This is a genomic window from Uliginosibacterium sp. TH139 (genome assembly GCF_002855595.1).
Taxonomy (GTDB): Bacteria; Pseudomonadota; Gammaproteobacteria; order Burkholderiales; family Rhodocyclaceae; genus Uliginosibacterium; species Uliginosibacterium aquaticum.
Genome location: NZ_PKRR01000002.1, coordinates 150,534 through 176,452, shown reverse-complemented (window position 1 = coordinate 176,452; position 25,919 = coordinate 150,534). Strand labels below are relative to the sequence as shown.

Genomic DNA, 25,919 nt, shown 5'->3' with positions numbered 1-25,919 from the left:
TATAAATAGCATGCCGGGTGATACAGCTTTTGGGCGAGTCGAAATCTGGATGGGCGGCTGATTCTGGCGTGTACCTGAGGCTGGCATTCAGTGTTCGGCGGCGCCCCAGAGTTGATGAAAGTTCACGCCGATCATGATTCTGTCCAGCGAAAGGGCCATACCTACGGCGGCGCTTGCGTCGGTTGCCGTATGGCGGATGACCGGCTTGAGTGACGGCATGCCGCTGGCGTTCATGAGGGTGGCAATGACGGGGGACTTTGCGTTCGGCCCGCGTTTGAGGACAACCCCGGTTTCGCCACTAACGAGCCTGACGATGGTGCCGGGCGGGTAGATGCCGATTTCTTTCACGAGCATTGCAGGGAAGGGGTTTTTCCCGCCGTGCGCGAGTTTGGTGAATACAGATTTGGTGGCTTCGCTGGCGATCATCGGCTTGCGATGGGAGCGCGGACTGACCTTGGCGCAAAAGACGTCTGCCGTGTGGACCAGCATGGCCAGATCGCTCGGCGTGCGGACCTTGCGCGGGTAACCAAGGCCTTCCGGTGTTTCGTGGTGCTCGAGCACGGCACGCAGCCACTCGTCATCTTCCACACCGCAAACGATCAGCTGGCGCGCGCTTTCGGCAGGGTGATTGTTGATGGCGGTACGCTGCTGTGGTGAGAGTTTTTCCTGCTGGTTACACAGGCGTAGTTGCAGTTCAAGCATGGCGATGTTCATCGTCAGCGCGGCACAGACGAGGCTGGTCCGCTCTGCGGCACTCCAGTTAGCGGAGCGGGCGACCATGTCGGCGATCAGGGCGGTATGCAGGCTGTGGGCTACCGGATAATTGCGTTGATCCAGCAGCATGATTGCAGCCAGGGCCAGATCCGGGCTGCGCTCTGAGATCAGCATCGCCTGGCGTGCGAGGCGGGTAATTTCGGATTGCATGCTGCCGTCTTGAGGCATGGCTTCGGCAATGAAAGCCAGGTGGGCCTGGACGCTTTCCCAGAGTGACATTGCATCGTACCGGGCCGGTGTATTCTCGGCTTCATGCTTGCGGTACTCGGCAGCATTCACATACATGCCGCGTTCGATGAGGGTTGCGATCTGGTCGTCGCTCTGGATTACAAAGCCCTTGCGTAGGAGCAGATGGCCGCTGCCGTCATAGACATCCCAAGGCAGGGGCTGATCCAGTTTCAGTTGATCGGGTTCCAGCCGGTGCATTTCGGCCATGACTTCGCTCCCGCAAAGCATCACACATTGCCGGCCGGCGCGCCGGAATGCTGTTTTATTACGTCCCTTCCGTCCGGAAATTAAGTCAGGGAAAACCGGGGTGCCCCTTCTTGCGTGGCTGCAAGGCCGTGCTTGAGTATGACGAGCTAGCCGTTCAGAGCGGGATATGCAGGAATAAGGCTTGTCCTTTGCCGCTTTGCCTGACGTGCTCAAACACCTGAGCTCGTACACAATTCTGGGTATGTGCCCCAGCGGTGAGAGGCTGTTCACGATCGGTAGCGAGAGGCCGTCAGCAGGGTGAGGAGCAGCGCAGGAACCAGCGTTTATGTTGATAAATGAGGATTCCGAGCAGTGCATGAGCTCTGATCACGGCCTCGCAGTAAGATCGTGAGCAGTTTCTGAGAGACGCTTTCCAACCTGTTCATGATGAAACCCACCCCATGCCAACCCTGAAAACTGCGAAGCCAACACCTAGTGACCAGCTTGCGAAATTGCTGGGAGGGGCTGTGGTGCTGCTATTGCTGGACTATGGGCGGGATGTTCTGGTCCCCATCGTTCTGGCTATTTTTCTCGGTTTGCTTGTCGCCCCGCTGATCCGCCGGCTTCGCCATTGGGGGCTGGGACAGGTGCAGGCGGTGGCGATCTCGGTCTTCCTGCTTTTCGCTGCGGTTTCGATCACGGCGGTTGTGCTCGGCTCCCAGGCCATCCGTTTGGCGAGCAGCTTGCCGCAATATGAGTCGACCATCCGCAACAAGCTCCAGACGCTGGATCGTTTGACGCTCGGCAAGCTGGATGCGTTGCTGACCCAGGCCGATCATCTGGTGAACAAGTTGTCACCAGAGCCGCCTGCCAAAACCGTTTTGCCTCCGCTGATTGCTTCGCCAGGATTGGATGGCCGTGAGCAACCGGTGAAAGTGCAGATTGCTGAGCCTCACCCCAAGCCTTTCGAGATCATTTCTAAGCTAGCCGAGCGGATTGTGCCTCCCCTTGAGACAGGGGGAATCGTCTTCATTCTGCTGGTGTTCATCCTGCTTGATTTTGATTTGATGCGCGATCGTTTGATCCGCCTTGCAGGGGGCAGCAATCTGCGCGCCACAACACAGGCGATCACGGACGCAACCGAGCGTCTGTCACGTTTCTTTGTGTCCCAGTTCGCGGTGAATGCGCTGGTGGGCAGCCTGGTCGCCGCCGGTTTGAGCTTGGCGGGGATCAGTGGTGCTTTGTTCTGGGGGGCACTCACTGCTGTGTCGCGTTTTGTGCCTTATATCGGCATCTGGTTGGCGGCAGGAGCGGCGCTGCTCATGTCAGCCGCCATGGCTGAGGGATGGGCACCCGTGATCCATACCTTGCTCGTGTTCATGTTTGTCGAGATTGTGGTTGCACAGTTCTTCGAGCCCAAACTGTATGGTCACTCCACTGGTTTGTCGCCGCTCTCGGTGGTGATTTCAGCCATCTTCTGGAGTGCTTTGTGGGGCCCGGTCGGACTGATTCTGTCCACACCGCTGACGCTGTGTCTGGTGGTGGCGGGGCGTTACGTGCCTGCATTGAATTTCCTTGAAATCCTGCTGGGAGACCTGCCTGCACTGAGTCATGTCGAGCGTTTCTATCAGCGTGCGCTCTCGGGGGATGCTCCCGAACTGGTACGCGGGCTCAGGCAGTTTCTGAAGGACAAGCCATTGCGCGAGTACTGCGACCAGGTTTTGCTGGCTTCGGTCAAGCTGGCCTATATCGACTTCGGTGAGCACGAAATCACCCGGGATGAGCAGGCGCACATGAACAGGGCAGTTTCTGGCTTGATTGAGGCGATGTCGCGCAAGCGTTCCTTGCGCCGGAGTTCGACCCAGGGCTCTGTACTGCGCATTACGGCACCGGATAACGGCACTCCGGACAGCTATCGCAGCCTGAATCCACGGCGGGACTGCAGCATCCTGGTGACGGATATTGGTGACCCGGTTGCCATCGTTGTTGCAAAGGCGTGCGTCAACGTGCTGCATAGCGAGGAGTTTGAGGCGCGCTATCTGAGTCACGGCGCGCTGGCCGAAATTGAGGCGGATGCTGATATTCCGCTCGTCTTCATTACCTGTGTGGCGCCTGAAGATCATGCCCGGGCTTTGGCTCAGAGCGTTGCTGAGTTACGTCGGCGTTTGCCTGAGGCGCACCTGATTGTCATGCGCGTACTGGAGGAGGTTGATGCTCCTTTTGCGCGCCCCACCTACTCAGAATGCGGGGCGGACGCCATGGTCCGCAGCTATCAGGAAATGGTCGATACCAGCTTCCGGCGCTTGGCTCGCCAGACCGGCGAGGCGACTGACTTGGAGGTTTGAGAGGTTTTTTAGCAGCCTGGCCTGGCCGTGTCTGTATTCCGGCTCCCTTATAAATGCTGACTCGCCGAAGGCGCTGGCGCTGATGCTGCAGACACCGGCGCGGAACCGGCCGGGAGCGGGGCGCTGCCGGGCGCTACAGGCTCGGCCGGGGCCGACTCGCTGGCCGGCGGCGCTTCTGGTGCCGAGGCCTCGGCTTGCGGGGCACTGGCTGTTGGTTCCGTAGCGGGCACGGGGCGAGGTGGCGCGGGCGTTTCGACCGGCGTTTCGGCGCCGAAAACCGAGTCATACCATTTGTGCAACTGGCCGAGCAGGGTGTCGTCTACGGCCTTGGCGAAGCGGGCGTCGGTCTCGACGATGCGCGCACCCTGAGCACGGGCGAAGAAATCACCGACGATGGGCAGCGCGCTGTGCGCGCCCTGGCCCCAGTAGTCGCTGCGCAGGGTGATGCGCGCGTCGTTGAAGCCGACCCAGGCGCCGCCGACGAGTTGCGGGTGCATGAGGATGAACCAGCCATCGGTGTTGCCCTGGGTGGTGCCGGTCTTGCCGGCGAGATCGCCCTTTACGCCCCAGGCGCGCACGCCGGCGCCGGTGCCACGGGTGACGACGCCGCGCATGGCGTCGAGCAGCGTATCCAGTGCAGCCGCAGAAATCGTGCGCTCCGGCGCGTTCGGTTGGAATTCGGCGAGCACTTCGCCTTTGCGATTTTCGATGCGCGCGACCATGTACGGCACGCGGTAGCGGCCTTCGTCGGCAATCGTGGCGTAGGCCGAGACCATCTCGTAGAGGGTGACCGGGCTGGTGCCGAGTGCCAGCGAGGGCACTTCATCGAGCTTGCTTTCACGCACGCCCATGGCGCGCGCTAGATGCGCGACGCGGGCGGGGCCGACCTGCTGCATGACTTGCGCGGTGATGCGGTTGCGCGAGAGCGCGAGACCGGTGGCGAGCGTCATGGGTTCATTGCTGGGCGGCTCGGCGTCGTCCGGCCGCCAGACCTCACTCCCGCCGAGCGGGATTTCGACCGGCGCGTCGAGGAAAGTGTCGTCCGGCTTCATCCCTTGGGCGAAGGCCGCGCCATACACGAAGGGCTTGAAAGTGGAGCCGGGCTGGCGGCGAGCCTGATGGACATGGTCCCAGGCGTCGTCCGTGTAGTCGCGGCTGCCGACCCAGGCGCGCACTGCGCCGTCGCGCGGATCGATGGCGAGGAAGCCGGCCTGCACGCGGGTCTTGTCCTCTCGCAGCTGGCGCAGGAAGCGGGTGTCGCGGCTGAGGCGTTTCAGTACGGCTTCGGGTGCTTCACCGGCTTCAATGGCTTCCGAATACGGCTTGGTTTCGCGGATCAGGGTTTCGACGATGCGGTGACCGGCGCGCCACTGACCAGCCCAGGCGTTGTCCGCAACGCCTTGCAGCTGGCGGCCGCGTTGCTCCACGGCGCGTGTGGCGTATTTCTGCAGACGCGAGTCCAGAGTGGTGACGACCACGAGGCCGTCAGTGTAGATGTCGTAGTCATTCTTGTCGGCCCAATCGATCAGCCAGCGCTTGAGCTGGGCGGTGAAGTGGGGGGCTTCGCCGGGCTCCACGCTCTGGCGTTCGAAATCGAGCTTCAGCGGGCGCTTCGCCAGCGCCTCGTAGCGCTTGGCTTCGAGCTTGTCCTGCTGGGCCATCAGCGAGAGCACGAGGTTGCGCCGCTCGCGGGCGCGCTCGGGGTTCTGTACCGGGTTGTAGTAGGCCGTGCCCTTGAGCATGCCGATCAGGGTGGCGCTTTCGAGCAGATCCAGCTCACGCGCGGGCTTGCCGAAGTAGGTGCGCGCGCCCATGTCGATGCCGTAGGCGTTGTAGAGGAAGGGCACCGTGTTGAGATAGGTTTCGAGGATCTGCTGTTTGGTGTACAGCGCCTCGATCTTCAGCGCAGTGATGGCTTCCTTGAGCTTGCGGTTGATGTTCTGGCGGCGGCCGATTTCCTCGGGGAAGAGGTTGCGCGCGAGCTGCTGGGTGATCGTGGAGCCGCCTTGGGTGTCGCCCTGCAAGGTGGCGAGGAAGGCACCGCCCAGCCGATAGAAGTCGATGCCGAAGTGGTCGTAGAAACGCTTGTCTTCGGTGGCGATCAGGGCGTCGATCACGCGCGGCGAGATGGCCTCCAGCGCAACCCAGTCCCGGTTGCCGCGCTTGAAACTGGCGAGTTCCTTGCCGTCCAGGGTGAGCACACGGGTGGGTGATTCATCGCGTGCCTTGCGGATATCCGAGATGCCCGGGGTGAAGGGGATCAGCAGCAGTGTCCACAGCAAAATGAGCGCCGGGGGCAGGGCCAGCAGACCGAGGATCTCGCGCCAGCCGGGGTGGCGCAGGTGCTGCAGCAGGCTTTGCAGCCAGGGCGGCAGCCTTGCGTGCAGCGGGGTGATCAGCGAGGACCAGTTCAGTTCGGGCAGGCGGAGGGGCACGGTGGTTCGGGCGTTGAATAGGCCTGCGCATTATGCGCGTAAGGCGCTGCGGCAACAGTCCGCCGCCGCCGCCGGCCGGTCGTCGAGATTGGCTTGGTGCGGCGCGGCCGGCTCAGTGAGCATCACTCCCGAAGCCGCCAGCGGGCTCTTTCAGGTGCTGGCCCGAATTCGTCATATCTCCGGGGAGAGTTATCTTGCACAAGCCATTGAAGCCCTTGAAAAATTTCCTGCTCCTGGCCGCGTTGCTGTTGAGCGCCGGCGCACAGGCTGCCAATACGCCTTTCGAGATCACCGACAACATGATGCCCGGCTGGAATCTGGGCAATGCGCTGGATTCCATCGGTGGTGAAACCAACTGGGGGAACCCGAAGACGACCCAGGCCATGATCGATGCGGTGGCCAAGGCGGGCTTCAAGACCGTGCGCGTGCCAGTGTCCTGGGACGATTACGCAACCGGCAGCAGCTACACGATCAGCAGCACCTGGATGAGCCGGGTGGAAGAGGTGGTGAATTACGCGCTGAAGAACAATCTGTACGTGATCATCAATGTGCATCACACGCAGAATGGCTGGCTCAACACCACCTATGCCAATGAAGCGGCAGCGAAGGATCGCCTCAGCAAGTACTGGCAGCAGATCGGCACGCGCTTCAAGGGTTATGGCGACAAGCTGATCTTCGAAACCATGAACGAGCCGCGCAATGGTGACGACTGGTGGGGCACAGCGGAGACCTTTGCGGTGATCAACAGCCTCAACAAGGCCGCACTGACGACGATCCGCGCCACCGGCGGCAACAACGCCAAGCGCCTGGTGATGCTGCCGACCTATGCGGCCTCGGCCTATGACCATCAGCTTGACGGCTACACGCTGCCCTCGGACGCGATGATTGCGGTTTCGGTGCACGGTTATCTGCCCTTTGCCTTCGCGATGGAGGTGCCGGGTACTTCGACCTTTACCGATACGGCTGCCATCGACGGGCTGTTTGCGCGGATCAATACCCGTTACGTAGCCAAGGGCATCCCGGTGGTGATGGGCGAGTGGGCCAGCACGCACAAGAGCAATCTGGCCGAGCGCATCAAGCATGCCGAGTACTACGTGAAGGCGGCCGCCAAGGCGCGCGTGCCGGCGCTGGTGTGGGACAACAATGTTTTCTACACCAACAGCGGCACGACGGATGTGATGGGCCTCCTGAACCGCTCTACGCTCAGCTGGGCTTATCCGGAGTTGATCACCTCGATCATGCGCGGTGCTTCGACCTGGACCTGGAGCAGTAGCGCCTCGTCCGCCGCCTCATCGCAGGCGGCTTCGTCGGCAGCATCCTCCAGCAAGGCCAGTTCAGCCGCCAGCGCCAGTTCAGTGGCCGCCAGCTCGGCCGCTTCTTCCGCTGCTGCCTCGTCGAGTGCCGCGGCGAGCAGCACTGCCGCAGGGGGCGTGGTCGCCAGCTACACCATCAACAATGACTGGGGGAGCGGTTACTGCGCCAGTGTGACGGTGCGCAACAGCTCCGCTGCTGCAGTGGTGTGGCGCGCCAGCCTCACCGTGAGTGGCAAGGTTAGCCAGATGTGGAATGCGAGCTGGCAGCAAAGTGGCAGCACCCTGAGCTTCGAGGGCTCGGGCTGGAACAGTACGCTGGCCGCCGGGGCCAGCCTGGGCTCCATCGGTTTCTGCGCCACCCGCTGAGGCTTCATCGCCCGATCTGGAAGGCCGCCTGCGGGCGGCCTTTTTCTTGATCCGGGCTCTGACCAGACGCTGCCGTCTGGCACTTACCCTGTTCGAATGGACAGGCGGATTTGCGCTTGGCATGTGGCGGTCATAGTCTTTCTGGCGGGGGATGTTCCGGGGAGCTGCGTTTGTTCGCCTGGTTCAGGTCTCCCGAGCGCAGGGCTGCTTCGGCGGTCCTGTAAGAAAACCAAAGCAAGGAGACAAGTATGCAATTCAAACACCTGGCGCTGATGGCGCTGATCGCGGGCGTTGCGCTGGATGCCAGTGCGGCCAACCGGCCCGCGGGCTACACCACGATCTGTACTGAGGGTAAAACCTGTACGGTGGCTGCCAATACGATGGTGGCCTATGGCCGCTCCGATCAATTCACCTACAAAGTGCTCTCGGGTAGCTTCGTGTGCGGCGAGGTCACTTTTGGTGCTGGCACCAAGGTGGCGGGCGGGACCAACGAGTGCTCGATCAGCAGCACGGCTTCATCCTCAAGCGTGACCAGCAGCGCCAAGTCCAGCGCAGCCGCGAGCAGTGCCGCTGCTTCCAGCGCTGCGGCAGCCAGCAGCTCCAAGGCTTCGAGTTCGGCCGTGAGCAGCTCAAAGGCCTCCAGCGCCAGTTCGGCTGCGGCCACCAGCGCCACGGTGACGCTTTCGGCCTGGCCGGGCTGCCCGGCTTACGTGAACGTGGGGGCCGCAGATACGGTGCCACTTACCGCCACCCATGTGGTGCCGGCTGGCACAACCTATGACGCGGGCGGCAAGCGCTACCAGCTTTCCAACGGTGGGCAGGCCGAGGGCCAGCCGCCGGTGTTCCTGCTGGAGGAGGGGGCCTCGCTGCGCAATGCGGTGATCGGCAATCTGGCGGCAGACGGCGTGCACTGCGTGGGTAACTGCTCGGTCTACAACGTGTGGTGGGAAGACCTCGGAGAAGATGCGGCTACCGCCAAGGGCGGCCCCGGCACCACGATGCGGGTGGATTGCGGCGGCGCTTTCCTCGGCACCGACAAGACCTTCCAGCATAATGGCCAGGGCACACTCCACATCACCCGCTTCGTGGCGGACAACTGGAAGAGCAAGGGCGGCAAGTTCTATCGCTCCTGCGGTGACTGCACCGGCAACAAGGGCCCGCGCACGGTGATCATCGAGAACTCGCGCATTCACAACCACCAGACCATCGTGGGTGTGAACAGCAGCTACTCGAACGGCTCGCCGGCCGACAAAGCCACTCTGCGCAATGTGCTGCTGCTGCGCTGGAATGGCGAGATCGAGGTCTGCCATACCTTCAAGGGCGTGGAAAAGGGCTCGGGCGATTCCAGTGACATCGGCGCCGAGTGGAATACTGCTTCCTGCAATCTCACCGCCGCCGATGTGACCGCCATCGATAAGACGGGTGGCAGCAAGAAGACAGGTATCGCTCCCGGGAATGGCGTGGATCCGGCACCGGTCAATCGCATCCAGGAAAACTGGAACTATTGATCCCCAGTCTGTAGCCCTCATCCTCAAAGCCCGCCTTTCGGCGGGCTTTTTGCTTCCAGGGCCAGGTCGGTGCTGCAGGCTAGCCGCCGGAAACCGATGCATTTCCGACTTTCGGCGATGGCTGACGAGGCTATGCTGGTCAGCACGGCGCGCTATCCCTTTCTGGTCATGAATCTCAAGCCACGCTTCCTGTTGCTGACCGTTCTGCTCTTCATCGTGGCGGCCATTCCGTCCTGGCTGACGGTGCGTGCGATGGCGGAGAACATCTTCGAGATGTGGGCGCAGCGCTACACCGAGAAACAGGTGCTGTACGACAGGAGCCGCACGCTGCAGCCGATCCTGCGCGAGGTGGCGCTGTCGCGCCAGATGGCCGACTCGCCCGCCCTGCTGGAATGGGCGCGCGATCCGGACAGTCCGCGGAAGAAGGCGCGGGCGCTGGATGAAATGGAGCGTTTTCGGCAGAACTTCACCGATCACAGTTACTTTGTCGGCCTGACCCGGAATGGTCACTACTTTCACAACAACGCCGCCAACGCGTTCAGCGGTCACGAGTATCGCTACACTCTCAAGCGTGGCGAGACGAAGGATGCCTGGTTCTTTGACCTGATCCGTCAGGGGCGCGATCTCCACATCAATGTGAATCCTGATCCGGAGCTGGGCATCACCAAGCTGTGGGTGGATGTGCTGATGCGCGATGGGGGCGAGATCCTGGGCATCGCAGGTACCGGGCTGGACCTCACCTCATTCATCCGGGATGTGGTGGAGGTGGGAGGGGAAGGTGTGACCACGCTCTTCGTGGATCATGACGGAGCCATCCAGCTGCATCGTAACCAGTCCTTCATCGATTTCAGCTCGATCAGCCGGCACGGCGCAGCCAACAAGAGCCTGGACCTGCTGTTTGATCGCCAGCTCGACCGCCAGGCTGTGTTCGCCGCAATGAAGGAGCTGGAGTCGATGCACAAGAGCGTCGTCACCACCTTCGTCAACATCCATGGCAAGCGCCAGTTGGTTGGCGTGAGCTATGTGCCGGAAGTCGACTGGTACGAGATCACCCTGCTGGATCTCGATGTGCTGCTGCCACTGGGAGGCTTTGCCGGCATCTTCGTGGCTTATGTGCTGACCTTGCTGGGCGTGCTGCTGCTCTTCAATCTTGCGCTCGGGCATTTCGTGCTCAAACCGTTGAGCCAGCTGGATCACGCCATGTCCGAAATCGAATCGGGCAAGCCCTCGGCGGCCGGATCCGTACAGGTGGAGCATGCCGGTGCCGGTGAAATCCGCGGCCTGCTGGAGCGTTTCAACCGGATGGCGCGAAGCGTGATCGAATCGCGCCTGGATCTGGAGGCGCGCATCCAGGAACGGACGATGGCCCTGGAGCGCCTGACCAAGATTGATCCGCTGACTGAACTGCTGAACCGGCGCGGCATGACCGAGCGCATCGAGGCGAGGCTGGCCCGTGCGGCTCGTGAGCATGGTCGCATCGGCATCCTGTGGCTGGATATCGATTACTTCAAGGAGATCAACGACCGGCATGGCCATGCGGTCGGGGATCAGGTGCTCAAGGCGGTATCGGACACGATCTGCAGCGTTCTGCGCCCCTATGACGTGGCGGCGCGCTGGGGTGGCGACGAGTTTCTGGTGCTGCTCGATGTGGCAGATGCGGAGGTGCTCGACCATCTCGGCGAGCGGCTGCGTGCCGCAGTGCAGGCCCATCCGCAGCCGAGCGGCGCGGAGGGGGCACAGGTCGCCATCAGCGTGAGTGTGGGCGGGCATCTGGCCCTGGCTGATGAAGCGCTCGACGACATCCTGCTGCATGGCGACCAGGCGCTGTACGCGGCCAAGGCGGCCGGGCGGAACTGCTATCGCGCCTCCCGCGACCCCGCCGGGGCCTGAAGCGGCAAGGCCCGACGTACGGCCGATTGCCTGTCTGCATGGCTTCGATAGAGGGGCGCCGGCGCGTGCTGGCCTACACTGGCGGGCGACCTGCCGCCCGGGCACGGAACTTTGTTCGCGTGTGGCAGGCCTGAAGCCTGACCGGGCTGCATTGGCTGCATGGCCCGGACGCCTTTATCCACTGTTTGAACCTATCCCCAGAGGAGTGCGTGACCATGAAGAACCGACCGTTTTCTGCAGGCTGGACCGTGCTGGGCGCGGCCTTGATAAGTGTGTTCCTGTCGGCCTGCGCCAGCAGCGTGCCGCGGGCGATACAGGTGGCCGAGGGGGCGGCACGGGTGGATCTTGGCAAGGTGGGTGTGACCATGCTGAGCGATGGTCAGGGCGCACGTGCACTGGACGCGAACTTCGTGCGTAATGCGTCGCTGGCCGAGGTGCAGGCCGATCTGCAGGCGGCCGGCCTGCCGACGGACAAGCTGGAGGTGCCCTATAACTCGCTGGTGGTGGATGTGGGCGGCCAGCGTGTGCTTTTTGACACCGGCAATGGCGAGTTCGGTGCGGCGGGCAGCGGCAAGCTGCTAGAGAACATGAGCAAGGCGGGCATCGATCCGAAGTCGATCACGGCCGTGGTGATTTCCCACTTCCACGGCGATCACATCAATGGCCTGCGCAACAAGGCCGGCCAGGTGGTGTTCCCGAATGCGAAGATCTATGTGCCGACACCGGAATGGAACTGGTGGATGGACGAGGCACGCTACACCGCCACGCCTGAGGCCTCGCGCGGTGGTCTGAATACCGCACGGCGCGTGTTCGGGCCGCTGGCTGGCAGCGTGATTCGCTTCGAGCCGGGCAAGGAAGTGCTGCCGGGTGTGCGTTCCATTGCCGCGTATGGCCACACCCCGGGTCATACCGTGTTCATGATCGAAGGCGGTAGCCGCAAGCTGCTGTACTGGGCCGATACCACCAATGTCTCGATGTTCGTGCGCAACCCCGAGTGGGCCGTGATGTTCGATATGGATGCCGAGGCGGCCAAGGCCACGCGGCGGCGCATTGCCGATCTGGCGATTGCCGAGAATGCACTGGTGGCGGGTTTCCACCTGACCAGCCCTGGTGTGGGAACGCTGAGTGTGCGTGGCAAGGGTTACGACTTCACGCCGCTGAAGTGATCCTGGGTTTGCGAGGACGCATGAAAAAGCCCGCCGGCTGGCGGGCTTTTTCATGGGCGAAGCTGTTTGCCCATCGTCTTGCCTGCGTGTGGTTTTTACAGCGCCGGCGAGGCGTTGCGAACCAGCATCATGAACTGATCGTGGAACCAGTGGCCGGCGTGCGGGGCATTCTGCAGGGCATCGATGTTGCCGCTGCCGCACATCACGTCAAAGCGCTTGCCTTCTGAGTTGGCGCTGGTGGCGGAGCTGTCGCTGGTGCCGTCGGACTCACCCGGGCCCTTGACCCAGTAGTAGGCGTCCAGATAGCTGCGTGAAGCGTCCGGTGCAGCCTTCGGGCGCGCACCAACACCCGTGTTGCGCACATTGCACCAGTTGCCACGATGGTTGCGCAGATCGATACGCATGTTGTCGACGTCAGCCGCGGCGGAGGTCGGGCGCAGTGCGCTGCCCCAGCCGTTGCGACCGGTGTCGATCATGAAGCCCAGGCCCGAGGGGAAGCCGGCAGCCACGAATTCGGCGCGCAGTTTGTCGACATAGCTCAGCTCGTCGACCATGTAGTTCCACTCGTAGAAGGCCGTGCTGCCGCCGGTGTTGACGACATCGGCGGTGCCGTTGAAGAAGGGTTCGTCCAGCGGAGTGTAGTTCGCAACGTTGGTTACGAAGCCACGGATCACCGAGAGGTCACCATTCCTGATGCCGCCGACCCAGGTCTTGAAGTAGCTCACGGCGCGGGCACGGTTGTTGTCCCAGCCCAGCCAGCCGGAGTGGGCAATGTCCAGATACTGGTAGACGTTGGTGAGCGTTGCGAACTTGCCGACGGCATATTGCACGCCTTCGACATAGGTGTTGTTGCTCTTCACCGTGACACAGGCCGGGATCGATGCGCCTTCACCGGCATTGGTGACCAGGTTTGGCAGCGAATCCGGCTCGATCACCAGGGTGATGCGCAGGCTCTTGTACTCGCTCTTGGCGAAGATGCTGTAGAGCTTGTCGATGTACTGGGTCTTGTACTTGCTCATGCCTCCGGTCGCAGCATTCAGCTCGCCGTTGGAGGCGGCCGATGCGCAATCGCGATCCGGCAGGTCATAGACGACGAAGGTGATGGTCATCGCGCCGCCCTTGAGCTTCTGCTGGGCCAGGGCTTCCTTCAGATGGCCTTCCACGCCAAGACGGCCGCTGTTGAGGGCACCGCCTTCAATGGCGTCGATACGGTCGATCCAGACACCGGTGGGGAGGGACTTCATGGCCGTGGCGATGCGGGCATCGTTTGAGCCGGCGGAGAGTATGTTCACCGATTGCTGCACGGCGGCAGCGTAATCCGGATTGACGTACATGCCGGCGCCGGCGAACGGATTGCCGGTGGTGACGCCCAGGGCTGCACTGATGCTGCTGGCCGAGGAGCTGGCTGCCGCAGAAGACGTTGCTCCGGCCGAAGAGCTGGCGGCTGCCGACGAGGTGTTGCCGGCCGAGGAACTGGCGCCGGTGGAGGATTGGGCTGCGGACGAGGTGTTGCTGCCGGCAGAGGTATTGGCGGAGGAAGTCGCCACGCTGCTCACACTGGAAGAGGGGTTGCCCGCTGCGGAAGATGCGCCGGCACTGCCCGTGCTGCTGGTGTTGCCCGCCGACGAAGCGTTACCGCTGCTGCTTCCACCACCGTTTCCACCGCCACCACCGCCGCACGCACTCAGAAGACCTGCGCACAGCAACATGCTCCAGGTCAGGCTGTTAAGAGACACTTTTTTCACTTGGGTTTCCTTGAAAGGTATTGCTTGAATCGAGCTCGAAAAGTGTGACGTGCTTCATCCGTGAATGCTTTTGGCATTGGATGGAAAGGCTGCTTGAGGGTGGCGAACGGCTTTAAGGTTTTTTACCTGGTTTGTGGTTTTTGTACGCCGTTTAGGCTGGATTTGCGGGTGTGGGAAAAGGTTCTGACAAGCCTGTCGTTTCCGGTATTTCTGGTCGCGGTCTGGGCGACTGGGCTGCGCGTGAGCAACAGGGATGACTTCCGGCCTGGGCGATCCGGTCAATTTTTGCGCGCCAAGGTCGTAAATCCTCATTGAGGCGGTCGTGCCGGGCTTGGAGGGCGAGATGAAAGAGGTGAGGCAAGTGATGTTCGGGCTGGTCCGGTCGAACTGGTTCGTGCTGGCCGCTGCCTTGCTCGCAGCCACGCTGCTGATGCTGGCGCTCGGCTATACCGTTTTGGATTACTACCTGAGTCACGCCGAGGGGCTGGGGGGGGTTGATGCCCCCCAGGATCCGGCCAAGCTCGGCACATTGGGCGATTTCTTCGGCGGCCTCCTCAACCCAGTGTTTGGCTTTCTATCGGTGGTGGGCCTGCTGGTGGCGGTAGTGTTGCAGCGCGAGCAATTGCAGCAGGTCAAGCGCGAGGCCCAGGCGAGCGCACGGGCGGCCGAAACTCAGGCATTCGAAAACACCTTCTTCCAGCTCCTGCGCCTGCATCAGGAAATCCTCAACTCAGTGGAACTGAGCGATCACGAAGGCCTGTTCAGGGGGCGGGCGGCGATCCATCGCCTGTACGGCGAGAGTTTTTCTGATTACGACTTGCTCGAGCGCTGCCAGAACTGGGACGAGCGCGAGGAGTTTCTGGCCTGGCTGAACGATTACTACGAAGACAACTACATCCGCTTCGGCCACCTCGTGGAGCACTACTATCAGAGCATCGAGAACATCGCGAGCTTCGTGCACCGCAGTGCCATCCGCAACAAGGCTTTTTACGCCCGGCTGCTGCGTGGCCAGTTCTCGCAGTACGAGTTGCTGATGATGTTCTTCCATGCACTGCGCGACGAGGCTTTCGGCCTCAAGGAGAGCATCGAGGAGTTGTCACTGTTTGAAGGCTTGCGCCCGCAGAACCTGCCCGACTACAGCCTGCTTGCGCTGTACGAGGTACGGGCTTACGGGATCGGGCTGGTCAAATGGAGTGCCTTGCGCAGCGATGCCGCGAGCCAGCTCTCCGCGGCGAACATCCAGCGCGCCTTGAAGGCGGCAAGCGAAATGATGGAGTCCTGCCAGGAACGGTTGCTGTCGGTGCGGGCCCGGAAATTCGATCTGGCCGGTGCTGGTCAGGATCATGAAAACGAGTCGGACGAGATTGCCCGGCTGGAAGTCGAGGTCGGCCGCCTGAGCCGCCTGCACAAGGCTCTGAGCAAGCGCCGGGCAGAGCCTGAGGTTTGAGTTGTGCCCCTGGCTTGCGTGCAGGCCGGACAAAAAAAGCCCGCCGGAGTGGCGGGCTTTCTGTTGCTTGCGCCTTGAACGGCTCAGCGGCTGATCGGCTTGTAGCGGATGCGCTTGGGCTTGGCACCTTCTTCACCCAGACGCTTCTTCTTGTCTTCTTCGTACTCGGTGTAGTTGCCGGCGAAGAAGGTCCATTGCGATTCGCCTTCGCACGCCAGGATGTGGGTGGCGATGCGGTCGAGGAACCAGCGGTCGTGCGAGGTGACCATCGCACAGCCGGAGAACTCGAGCAGCGCGTCTTCCAGGGCGCGCAGGGTTTCCACGTCCAGATCGTTTGAGGGCTCATCGAGCAGCAGTACGTTGCCGCCTTCGACCAGGGTCTTGGCAAGATGCAGGCGGCCACGCTCACCACCGGAGAGATTGCCGACGATCTTGGCCTGGTCGCCGCCCTTGAAGTTGAAGCGGCCGATGTAGGCGCGGCTTGGCATTTCGAACTTGCCGACGGTGAGGATGTCGGCGCCGTCCGCAATGGCTTCGAACACGGTCTTGCTGCCGTCGAGGCCTTCGCGGGTCTGATTGACCGCAGCGATCTTCACGGTGGAGCCGATTTCGATTTCGCCGGAATCCGGTTTTTCCATGCCTTGGATCATGCGGAACAGGGTCGACTTACCGGCGCCGTTGGGGCCGATCACGCCGACGATAGCGCCGGGCGGAACGTTGAAGCTGAGGTTGTCGATCAGCAGACGATCACCAAAGCCCTTGGACACGCCCTTGAACTCGATCACCTGATTACCCAGGCGCTCGCCCGGCGGGATGAAGATTTCGTGGGTTTCGTTGCGCTTCTGGTATTCGACCGCGCTCATTTCCTCGTAGCGGGCCAAGCGGGCCTTGCTCTTGGACTGACGAGCCTTGGCGCCCTGGCGCACCCATTCCAGCTCTTCCTTCATGGCCTTGCGGTGAGCATCTTCCTGCTTCTGCTCATTGGCCAGACGCGCGCCTTTCTGCTCCAGCCAGCTGGAGTAGTTGCCCTTCCACGGGATGCCTTCGCCACGGTCGAGTTCGAGAATCCATTCGGCGGCGTTGTCGAGGAAGTAGCGATCGTGGGTGACGGCCACCACGGTGCCGGGGAAACGCACCAGAAACTGCTCCAGCCATTCGACGGATTCGGCGTCGAGGTGGTTGGTCGGCTCGTCGAGCAGGAGCATGTCTGGCTTGGAAAGCAGGAGTTTGCACAGCGCCACGCGACGCTTTTCACCGCCGGAGAGCGGGCCGATCTTGGCGTCCCAGGGCGGAATGCGCAGTGCGTCGGCGGCGATTTCGAGCTGGGTTTCCACGTCTGCACCGCTGGTGGAAATGATGTTCTCGTACTTGGCCTGCAATTCGGCGAGCTTGTCGAAGTCGGCATCCGGCTCGGCGTAGGCGGCGTACACCTCTTCGAGCTTCTGCTTGGCTTCCATGACTTCGCCCAGCGCGGATTCAACTTCCTCGCGCACGGTTTTGTTCGGGTCCAGCTCCGGCTCCTGCGGCAGGTAGCCGATGCTCATGTTCGGCTGCCATTGCACTTCGCCGTCATATTCCTTGTCGGCGCCGGCCATGATGCGAAGCACGGTGGATTTGCCCGAGCCGTTAAGGCCCAAGAGGCCGATCTTGGCGCCGGGGAAGAAGGAGAGGGAAATATCCTTGATGATCTGACGCTTGGGCGGAACAACCTTGTTCACGCGCAGCATTGACATGACGTATTGAGCCATTTTTTGCCTTTAAGGGACTTCCCAGAACCGCTTCCAGCCTTGTCGCGCCTCCTTGCTGTACTACTTTACTGTCGCTGTGGGCGAGGCCAGGCAGGAAGCGGCTCTGGAAAGTCCTTGTTCATGGGGATTGGAAAAACGTAAGGATACCTTGAGGCTGTGCGTCGGGGCATGACGAAACAGGGGGGGCCGCGCGAAAGGCAGGGCGGGTCTTCCCTTGTTCTGGTGTGGGCCGTCAAGTTTGCCCCGCCATCGTCCGATATCTCTGTTTGGGCTTGAAAGCCGGAGGAGTACAGCATGCAGGGCAAGGGCGTGTGGGTGATGTTCGGCATTTTTCTGGCTCTGCTGGCTAGCTTGGCGGGCTCCTTGGCGAACGGTGCGCCGGCTTGGCGTTTTGTGCTTGCCGGGCTGGTGGTGGGGGGGGGGGGCGCCTGGGGCGCGCAGCGCTTTTCGCGACGCCTGGGGCGCAGCGAAGCAATTACTTCCGTGCTCACCAGGATGAGCGCCGATGGTGATCTGACGCGGCGCGTGGACGAAGGTGAGGGGGATTCCGGGCGGGCCGCTGCGGCGGTGAATCGCTTCGTTGCAGGCATGCAGGGGATGCTGGGCAAGATCGTGCAGGATGCGCAGCGGGTCAGCGAGTCCTGCCTGGTGCTCCAGCAGGAAACGGATGGTGTGCTGGCAGCAGGGGCTACGCAGTCTGCCGCAGCGCAATCGGCTGGCGCGGCTATCGTGCGCATGCGCGAGCAGACGCTGGCCGCCAGTGCAGAAGTGGGCGAGGCGGGCGCGCTGGCGATGAAGGCTTGCGCGCTGGCCGAGGAGGGCGACCGCACGGTGCGTGAAGCGCAGCTACAGATCCAGTCGCTGGCCCAGTCGGCGGTGCATTCTGCGCAGCGTGTGACGCACCTGGGCGATCTGAGCCAGGAGATCGCCCGCATGATCGCCGAGATTCACGAGATCGCGGATCAGACCAATCTGCTGGCGCTCAATGCGGCCATCGAGGCGGCGCGCGCCGGTGAGCAAGGGCGTGGCTTTGCGGTGGTGGCCGATGAGGTGCGCAAACTGGCCGAACGCACGACACGGGTGACGGCCGACATTACCGGCATCACCGACGGCATGCGTGCCGACACGGCCGAGGCCATCGCTGTCATCACCCAGAGCAGTGATCAGGCGCGGGACGGGGCACAGTGTGCCCAGCGCGCAGCGGAGGCGCTATCAGCCATCTTCGTGGGGGCGCAACAGACCCGCGATCAGGTGCAGCGCATCGTGCAGGACATGGGCTCGCAGGTGTCGGCTTGCCAGGCACTGGAGGCCGAGGCGCAGCAGATCGTGCGCCTGGCGCAGGAGAACGAACGGCGGGTTGGCGTGGCGGCGACGCATCGGCGCATGCTTGAGCAACTGGCGGCGAGCATGCGCGAGTTGGAAGAGGTCTACAAGATCGGCGCGGAAGGCGAAGTTGCAATGCGTGAGCATCGCGAAACGCCGGAAGTGGCGCGCGAGGCAGCGCGGCAGATCGGGGCGGCACTGGAGCGTGCCCTGGCCGACAAGCGCATCAGCCTCGATCAGCTCTTCGACGAGCAATACCTGCCGATTCAAGGCACCGATCCGCAGAAGTTCCACACCGCCTTTGAACACGCTGACGGACGAGATCTTCCCGGCGATCCAGGAGCCCTTGCTGGAGCGCTATCCACACATCGTGTATGCCGGTGCGGTGGATAAGCGCGGTTACTTCCCGACGCACAACAAGCGCTTTAGCCAGGCCCTGACCGGCGACCGCGCGCGCGACATGGTCAACAACCGCACCAAGCGCATTTTCAGTGATCGTGTTGGCAGCCGTTGCGGTGCGCACGAACTGGATTTCCTGACACAGACTTACCGGCGCGATACGGGCGAGGTGATGTACGACATTTCTGCGCCCATCTACGTAGCGGGCCGCCACTGGGGCGGCTTCCGCATTGGTTTCCGCGCCCACGGGATGAGCAAGTGATCATGGCCTGATTGGCGGTTTGCCCGTGTCTTGGCGGCAGGCTTTGCAAGCTTGCACTCGCTCAGCCTGCCGTGCCAAGTTTCGTTCAGGCTTCGTTCGGTGCTGGGGCCGAGGCGGGCGTGGGCTCGGCCGGGCGGGCCGACCACACGCTGTCATCCGCGCCGAGGCGCACCCGCCGGGCGGTGGCGCGTGCCATCCACACGAGGCCCAGGCCACCGGCCAGCGCGGTGAGGTCCACCCCCAGGGCGGCGAGGCTGCTGCTGGCCCACAGGCCGAGGCCGGGAATCAGCCAGGCCAGCAGGGTGGTGAGCGGGATGCAGAAGGTGGCCAGAGCGGCCAGCCACAGCAGGGGCACCACGGCGCGGCCGGCGCCACGCCAGAAGGCCCAGGCGAGGCTGGCGAAGAACACGCCGTAATACACGTACCAGTGCCAGGCATTCAGGTCGGCGACATGGCCGTGCAGCCATTTGGCGCAGGCAATCGTCAGCGAGACGCCGGCGATGCAGCCGATGCACACGCCCACCGTGGCCGAAGCCAGGAGGCGCGTATCCAGGCGCTGGCCGGGCAGTGCTTCGCCCTGGCGCTGTTTCTTGCGGCGCGACTCGATCCACAGCAGGTTGCCGCTGTAGAAGAGCCAGGCGCCAGCGAGCGCGAGCAGGAAGTACATCCAGCGTACCGGAGTGCCACCGAAGGTGGCGAAGTGCAGGGCGAAGAAGCTGGAAAGGGTGGTGTTGGCTGCGTCCTGGGCGCCGGGCAGGAAGTCTCGGCTCAAAACCTTGCCGCTCCATGGGTCCAGCGCCACGAAGCCGCCCATGGCGCGCGGGGCCAGTGCAGCGGGATCGCTGCCCCAAACCCGCACCATGGCGCGCGGGCCGGCGAGATTCACGTATTGCAGCGAACTGGGTTCGAAGCCGGGCGAGAGCGCCTGAGCGCGTTCGAGCAGGGTGACGGGCGGGAGCATGTCCGCCGGGTCGCGCGGGGCCGGTTTGGCGGCCGGGCGTTGCTGGTTGAAGGCGTTGGCGAGGCGGCCGCTGTGGAGGTATTTGTCCTGCAGGGCGTAGAGGCCGTCGTGGTAGGCGAAGACCACGGCGGTAATGGCCATCACGATGTGAAAGGGCAGGCTGATGATGCCGACCACGTTGTGCGCGTCCAGCCACATGCGCTTGAGGTTCTTGCCCAGGCGCAGGGCGAAGAAGTCCTTTACCAGGGTGGGCAGCAGCACGATTACGCCGGAGACCAGGGCCAGCGCGTAGAGCGCGGCGACCACGCCCATCAGCCAGCGGTTGGGGTCGGTATCGAAGGGCAGGCCGACCACCCGGTGCAGGATGTCGATGAACTCGGCGAGCTGCGAGGGCTGGCTTTCGCTGATGAGAGCGTTGCCCTGAGCATCCAGCGTGGCGCGGTAGTGGCGACCATTGAGGGTGTCGTGATCGTCCTGGCCTTCTTCGCGTTCGACCCAGCTCAGGCGGGCAGGCTCATGCTCGGCAGGTTTGAGATTCAGCTGGAAGCCCTTGGCGGCGCCCGGATGGGCGGCGAGGGTTTTGGCGATCAGGGCGGGCGTTTCCGCGAGCGGTACTTCGAGGGCGGCAACAGGCGCAGCGGCCCAGCGGGCCAGCGGCTCCTTGAAGACGGTCAGCGCCCCGGCATAGAAGGCGATGAATAGCGCCATGCCGGTGAGGATGCCGGTCCAGGTATGAACGGTTTTGTAGATGCGGATGTAGTCGCTGCGCATGATGTACAGGAGAGAAGGTCAGGCCGGGCGGGCCAGAAGCAGCGTGGCGAAGACCAGCAGGTTGGCCCCGCCCAGCCACAGCCAGGCACGCAGGCCGCTGCTGAAGAAAAAGCAGCCACTGAGTACGCCCAGCCAGATCGGGGTGACCAGCCACATCGCGAACTGGGCCCGCGTGCCGGGCGCGAGGCCGGCAGTCGCGAGTATCAGCAGGCCACTGCAGCCCATGGCGAGGGTGAAGCCGAGGAGTGTGCCGGCGAGCGATTTGGCGATCCAGTCGCGGCGGATCGGAGCAGGTTTGGAGCTTGTTGTCGTCATGTCAGCGGCTTTCCTTGCGGGCAATCAGAGCCCCCAGATAGGGCAGCAACACGAAGGCCAGCATCAGCCAGGTGAGCAGCACGAAAATCGCTACCACGCTGTGCAGGGTCTGGCCCAGGGCGATCAGGGCGGCCACCAGCAGGGCCGCCCCGGCCAGGCGGGCGGGGCGCGCAGCCAGCGCGCTGGCGCGCCAGCGCTGGTGGGGCGAGGCGAGATGAATGGCGAAGCTGCCCGCCAGGGCGAGCAGCAGGCCGGAGAGCAGCCACGCGAGCATCAGAAGTCCACCGTGGCCGAGAGCTTGTAGGTACGCGGTGCGCCGAGGGTGGCGAAGCCTTCACCGAAGCGGCCGGACCAGTAGTGCTCATCGGTCAGGTTCTCGACGGCAAAACGCAGCACCACCGGCTTGCTGAAGGCCGAGAGCGCGTAGTTCGCGCCGGCATCCCAGCGGGTCCATGACGGCAACTCAAGCTTGTTGGCGGCATCGAGATACTGGGCGCTGGTGTAGGTGACACGCCCGTTCAGCGTCAGCCCGCTGATCCAGGGCAGATCCCATTCGCTGCCGAGGTTGGCGGTCCAGGCCGGCACGCCCGGCGCCTTCTTGCCATCGTTGGCGGCGGTCGCGGCACGCACCTGTTCGCCCACGGTGTAGGCGGCACCACCGAGCATGCGGACCTGACGGCTCAGCTGACCGGCGATGGTCCACTCGAAGCCCTGGTTCTTCTGCTCGCCATCCAGTGCCAGGGTGGGGCGCGAGGCGCTGGTGGCAACGGAAATCGTGGACGGCTTGAGGATGCTGAACAGGCTGAAGGTGTTGATGAAGCTGCCGTGCTCCCACTTCACGCCCACTTCCTTCTGGCGCGTCTTGTACGGTGCGAGGGTTTCGCCCTCGTTGGCATACACCGAGGACACTACGACGCCCGGGCTCAGGCCTTCAATGTAGTTCGCATACAGCGAGACTTCCGGCCCCCAGGGCTTCACGACCAAGCCCAGCATCGGCGTGATGGCGCTCTCTTCGTAGGCGGTGGGCGTGGCCATCTTCTGCTTGACGCTCTGCGAGCGGGCGCCGAGGGTCAGCAGGGTGCTGTCTTCAAACAGGCTCAGGGTGTCGGCGAGTGCCAGGCTGGAGTAGATGTTGTCGGCCGAGCGGGCGACGGCACCGTGGGCGCCGGCAATGGTCGGATTGGTCTTCGGGTCGTAGATGTTGGTGACGTAGCTGGCGCTGGTGTTCACCGTGGCGAGGCCGGTGGTGGTGTGTTGCTGGGCAAAGCTGGCGACCATCTGGTGGGCGATGCTGCCCGTGCTGAAGCTGCTGCGCAGGCCGGTTTCCCCCGAGCTCGAGCGGGTATAGCCGGCCTGGTTGTAGGTCTGGCCGGTGGCGTTGCCATTGGCATTGGTCAGTACGACACGGGTGCCGTTGATGAAGCCATCGTAGTTGTAGTTGGCGGTGCCCAGAGCCGCGTAGGCGGAGAGGCCGCGGGTCAGCTCCACCTCGCCGCGCAGCATGGCACCATCGGTGCGCTGGTGGGCGTAGGTGCCGCGCAGGGCGTTCTTGCTGGTATCCGGCGCATCGATGACGCGCCCCAAGGTGCTGAAGCCGACCATCAGCGGGCTGCCGTCGGACTGGTTCTGGTGAGCCGAGTAGGCGTCCAGTTCCATCTTCCAGCGTTCACCCCGGTAGTCGAGGCCCAGGGAGGAGAAGTTGTCGCGCTTTTTCTGGTCTTCGAGCGTGGTTTCGCCATAGCCCAGCGAGCCGTTGAAGCGCACGCCGAGGCGCTTCTCCGCGCCGAAACGGCGTCCGATATCGGCGGCTTGTGTCAGATGCGAGTTTGATGCGTAGCTGGTCGTGAGGCGGGTCAGATCCTGCTCGGTGGCGCGCTTGGTGACCAGATTGACCACCCCGCCCACGGCGCCGCTCGGGGCAATGCCCGAGAGCATGGCGGCCGGACCTTTGAAGACTTCGACGCGCTCGACGAATTCGGTCGGCACATGGGCGCCGGGCAGCATGCCGTACATGCCGTTGAAGGCGAGTTCCGAGGAGTTGATCTCGAAACCGCGGATGGTGATGTTCTCGGCATTGTGGCCGTCGCTGGTGGTGAAGCGCACCGAGGGATCATTGCGCAGCACTTCGCCGACGGTGGCGGCCTGCTGGTCGGCAATTGCCTGGGCGGTGTAGGCCGTGACGTTGAAGGGGGCGTCCATCACGTCGACGTTGCCCAGTACGCCGAGCTTGGCGCCACGCGCCACCTGGCCGCCCGCATAGGACGCTGGCAGGTCGGTGGGGGATACGGTGGTGCCGGTGACCTTGACCGCAGCCAGAGTGACTTCACCGGACGGGCGCGAACCCTGTTCGGCGGGTTTGACCAGGATGTAGCTGCCGTTGCCCTGGCGGCTGGCGTTCAGACCCTGGCCGCGCAAGAGTTCGGCAAAGCCCTGCTCGACGGTGAAGATGCCGGACAGGCCGCGGCTGCTGCGGCCTTGCAGCAGACTGGCATCTGAGCTGAACTCGACGCCGGCGATGGCGGCAAAGCTGTTCAGCACCCGATCCAGCGGGCCGGCCTGGATGTTGTAGCTGCGCGCCGCGCTGGCGGCGGGCGCTGCGCTCTGGGCGTAGGCCAGGGGTGTGGTGACGCCGACGGCACCGAGCATCAGACCTGTCATCAGGGCGCTGCGCACGGCGCTGGTGGTGCCGCTCGGGGCAAAGCTGGCGAGGCCCTGCTTACGCGGCAGAGTACGTTGCGCAGAAGAGGGAAGGGAGGCGTGTCTGGCCATGCTGCGGTCCTTTCGGTTCGGGAATATTGAGTGGCTTCATCAGGTATTCCGAACGAGACTGCGAAACCCTCAATGCCAGACTGAATTTTTTTCGGGGCGAAAAAATTACGCCTGCGCATCGGAGCCGTGGACGCATTCCTGCCTTTGGCACGGAGCAGCCAATCAGCGTCTCAGCTCGCCTGCAGGGTGACCCAGTAGCGGGTGCGATAGACCGGCACCAGGGGCAGGGCCAGCGCAAGGTTCTGCAGGGCGCGATCGGTGTCGCGCAGGGAGAACACGCCGCTCACGCGCAGTTCTGCTACGGCCGGATCGCAGCGCAGCAGGCCCGGCCGGTAGCGGGCGAGTTCGGCGACGAAGTCCGCCACACGCATGTTCTCTGCCAGCAGCACGCCATTGCGCCAGGCCGCTGCGCTTTCCTGTACCGGTGTGAGGGGCGCGATCCGGGTGGCGGAATAGTGGCTGCCTTCGCCGGCGCTGATACGGATGGCCAGGTCCGGTCTGCGGCGGCTGCGCAGCTCCACCGCGCCTTCGAATACGGCGACCTGCGAGGCGTTTTCGTCCTGTCGCACGCTGAAACGGGTGCCCAGCGCTTCGATGCGACCATGCCGGCCGTGCACCCGGAAAGGGCGGTGCACGCTGGCCGGGTCCGGTGCGGTGGTGATCAGGATTTCGCCCGCGTGCAGCACGATGCGCCGCTCCTGCGCATCGAAGCGCACATCGATCCGGGTGGCGGTGGCCAGCACGATCGATGTGCCATCCGCCAGCTGAATCTCGCGGATCTCGCCCGTGGCAGTGGCGTAGTCCGCCGTGCCGCGTTGCCAGGTGTCGGTGCTGCGCAGCAGGCTGGCAGCGCCGCCCGCTACGATGGCCAGGCCGAACAGGCGGCGCAGGGTCGTGCGCTTCTGCCAGGCCTGATCTGCGGGCTCGCGCAGCACATGATGGGCGAGCTCGGACGGCAGGCCGTCAAGCTTGTCCTCGAAGATCTGCAGCTCCTGCCAGGCACGTTCATGATCGGGGTGGGCGGCCCGCCATTGCCCGCAGGCAGCCTTATCCTCCGCACGGGCGTCTTCCGACCACAAACGGGCCATCCATTCGGCCGCTTTGGCGATGATGGCCGGGCTCAGGGCAGTGGCGTCGGGGGCTGCCGGGGCGTTCATCGGTGTGCGCGGCTCAGGCGTTTTGGGCATGCAGCGCGCGGTGGCAGGCGATCAGCCCGGTGGCGATGTATTTCTCGACTGAAGAGACTGAAACCTCCAGGCGCTCGGCAATCTCGCGATAGCTCAGGCCATCTAGCCGGCACATGAGGAGCGCCATGCGCGCCTTGGGAGCGAGGCCATGCAGGATCGCATCGATCTCGACCAGGGCTTCAATGACCAGCGCGCGGGCTTCTTCGGAAGGCGCCTGCTGTTCCGGCAGGAGGGCGAGAGCCTCCAGATAGGCCGCTTCAATCTGGCGGCGGCGATACAGATCGATGACCAGACCGTTGGCAATCTGGCTCAAGTGGCGACGGGATTCATCCTGCTGCGGCATGTGCCCGCTGCTGAGGAGGCGCAGATAGGTGTCGTGGGCCAGATCGGCGGCATCGAAAGCATTGCCGAGTTTCTTGCGCAGCCAGCCTCGCAGCCAGCCATGGTGCTCGGTATAGAGCGCCTCGATTTGCCGGTGGAATGCAAAATCAGCGATGGATGCAGCGGTGGCGGACACGGCGGACTCCCTGTGCCCGAGGATGTGTATCGGGCATGATGAACTAAATGAGAATGATTATCATTTTATACATATCCGGCGAGGGTGGTAAAGCGTTTTGCCCGGCACAAAAAAAGGCCCGGTCTGGGCCGGGCCTGAAGTAGTGAGCAGTGTGGTGGCTTGAGGCAGCCAGCTGACCTGAGGAGGAAGGACAGGCCACCGGACGGCTTCAAGCGCGGTTCAACAAACTGGCGGGCGCACCGCAGCGCCTTGCAGCGAACGCTG

General features: G+C 63.4%; 18 protein-coding genes. 8 read left to right on the top strand and 10 right to left on the bottom strand.

What is annotated here, in order from left to right; genetic code table 11:
• Window positions 1-87 precede the first annotated feature (87 nt).
• Complete coding sequence (locus tag C0V76_RS04390) at window positions 88-1,209, bottom strand: HD-GYP domain-containing protein (RefSeq protein ID WP_101941170.1); 1,122 nt, start codon at window positions 1,207-1,209, stop codon at window positions 88-90.
• A 440-nt stretch (window positions 1,210-1,649) separates the two neighbouring features.
• On the opposite strand from C0V76_RS04390, the gene C0V76_RS04385 reads away from it, so the two are divergent.
• Entirely contained in the window at window positions 1,650-3,533 is a 1,884-nt protein-coding gene (locus C0V76_RS04385) for an AI-2E family transporter (protein WP_101941169.1), read from the top strand.
• A 47-nt stretch (window positions 3,534-3,580) separates the two neighbouring features.
• Here the strand turns inward: C0V76_RS04385 and C0V76_RS04380 are convergent, their stop codons facing one another.
• Window positions 3,581-5,968 (bottom strand): penicillin-binding protein 1A, encoded by a 2,388-nt coding sequence (locus C0V76_RS04380; RefSeq protein ID WP_101941168.1) that lies wholly within the window; start codon window positions 5,966-5,968, stop codon window positions 3,581-3,583.
• A 194-nt stretch (window positions 5,969-6,162) separates the two neighbouring features.
• On the opposite strand from C0V76_RS04380, the gene C0V76_RS04375 reads away from it, so the two are divergent.
• From C0V76_RS04375 to C0V76_RS04360, 4 genes are all read left to right on the top strand, one after another.
• Window positions 6,163-7,647: a cellulase family glycosylhydrolase gene (locus C0V76_RS04375; RefSeq protein WP_101941167.1), complete on the top strand. Its 1,485-nt coding sequence runs from the start codon at window positions 6,163-6,165 to the stop codon at window positions 7,645-7,647.
• A 248-nt stretch (window positions 7,648-7,895) separates the two neighbouring features.
• Window positions 7,896-9,155 (top strand): pectate lyase, encoded by a 1,260-nt coding sequence (locus C0V76_RS04370; protein WP_101941166.1) that lies wholly within the window; start codon window positions 7,896-7,898, stop codon window positions 9,153-9,155.
• A gap of 96 nt (window positions 9,156-9,251) precedes the next feature.
• On the top strand, window positions 9,252-11,045 hold the full coding sequence (locus C0V76_RS04365; RefSeq protein ID WP_216821654.1) for a GGDEF domain-containing protein: 1,794 nt from the start codon (window positions 9,252-9,254) through the stop codon (window positions 11,043-11,045).
• Window positions 11,046-11,260: 215 nt separating this feature from the next.
• Window positions 11,261-12,211 (top strand): MBL fold metallo-hydrolase, encoded by a 951-nt coding sequence (locus tag C0V76_RS04360; protein WP_101941165.1) that lies wholly within the window; start codon window positions 11,261-11,263, stop codon window positions 12,209-12,211.
• A 95-nt stretch (window positions 12,212-12,306) separates the two neighbouring features.
• Here the strand turns inward: C0V76_RS04360 and C0V76_RS04355 are convergent, their stop codons facing one another.
• Entirely contained in the window at window positions 12,307-13,956 is a 1,650-nt protein-coding gene (locus C0V76_RS04355; RefSeq protein ID WP_143707351.1) for a glycoside hydrolase family 6 protein, read from the bottom strand.
• A 343-nt stretch (window positions 13,957-14,299) separates the two neighbouring features.
• Here C0V76_RS04355 and C0V76_RS04345 point away from each other — a divergent pair, with 343 nt between their 5' ends.
• A complete protein-coding gene (locus C0V76_RS04345; RefSeq protein ID WP_101941162.1) occupies window positions 14,300-15,403 on the top strand; it encodes a putative phage abortive infection protein in 1,104 nt (367 codons plus the stop codon).
• Window positions 15,404-15,486: 83 nt separating this feature from the next.
• On the opposite strand, the gene ettA is transcribed toward C0V76_RS04345, so the two are convergent.
• Window positions 15,487-17,151, bottom strand: a complete 1,665-nt coding sequence (ettA, locus tag C0V76_RS04340) for an energy-dependent translational throttle protein EttA (RefSeq protein WP_101941161.1) — start codon at window positions 17,149-17,151, stop codon at window positions 15,487-15,489.
• A 294-nt stretch (window positions 17,152-17,445) separates the two neighbouring features.
• Between ettA and C0V76_RS20075 the strand changes: the two genes are divergently transcribed.
• Window positions 17,446-18,867: a methyl-accepting chemotaxis protein gene (locus C0V76_RS20075; protein ID WP_101941160.1), complete on the top strand. Its 1,422-nt coding sequence runs from the start codon at window positions 17,446-17,448 to the stop codon at window positions 18,865-18,867.
• Window positions 18,821-19,135, top strand: a complete 315-nt coding sequence (locus C0V76_RS04330; protein WP_158239143.1) for a hypothetical protein — start codon at window positions 18,821-18,823, stop codon at window positions 19,133-19,135. The genes C0V76_RS20075 and C0V76_RS04330 overlap by 47 nt, the downstream gene beginning before the upstream one ends.
• A gap of 85 nt (window positions 19,136-19,220) precedes the next feature.
• Here the strand turns inward: C0V76_RS04330 and C0V76_RS04325 are convergent, their stop codons facing one another.
• The 6 genes from C0V76_RS04325 to C0V76_RS04300 form a co-directional block, all read right to left on the bottom strand.
• Window positions 19,221-20,867, bottom strand: coding sequence for a PepSY-associated TM helix domain-containing protein (locus C0V76_RS04325; RefSeq protein ID WP_101941158.1), 1,647 nt, complete (start codon window positions 20,865-20,867; stop codon window positions 19,221-19,223).
• An 18-nt stretch (window positions 20,868-20,885) separates the two neighbouring features.
• Window positions 20,886-21,182, bottom strand: coding sequence for a hypothetical protein (locus C0V76_RS04320; protein ID WP_101941157.1), 297 nt, complete (start codon window positions 21,180-21,182; stop codon window positions 20,886-20,888).
• A gap of 1 nt (window position 21,183) precedes the next feature.
• A complete protein-coding gene (locus C0V76_RS04315; RefSeq protein WP_101941156.1) occupies window positions 21,184-21,456 on the bottom strand; it encodes a hypothetical protein in 273 nt (90 codons plus the stop codon).
• Window positions 21,456-23,951, bottom strand: a complete 2,496-nt coding sequence (locus C0V76_RS04310) for a TonB-dependent receptor (RefSeq protein WP_101941155.1) — start codon at window positions 23,949-23,951, stop codon at window positions 21,456-21,458. Before C0V76_RS04310 ends, C0V76_RS04315 begins: the two co-directional genes overlap by 1 nt.
• A 170-nt stretch (window positions 23,952-24,121) precedes the next feature.
• On the bottom strand, window positions 24,122-25,138 hold the full coding sequence (locus C0V76_RS04305; protein WP_101941154.1) for a FecR domain-containing protein: 1,017 nt from the start codon (window positions 25,136-25,138) through the stop codon (window positions 24,122-24,124).
• Window positions 25,122-25,655: a sigma-70 family RNA polymerase sigma factor gene (locus tag C0V76_RS04300; RefSeq protein ID WP_101941153.1), complete on the bottom strand. Its 534-nt coding sequence runs from the start codon at window positions 25,653-25,655 to the stop codon at window positions 25,122-25,124. Before C0V76_RS04300 ends, C0V76_RS04305 begins: the two co-directional genes overlap by 17 nt.
• Window positions 25,656-25,919: the final 264 nt, after the last annotated feature.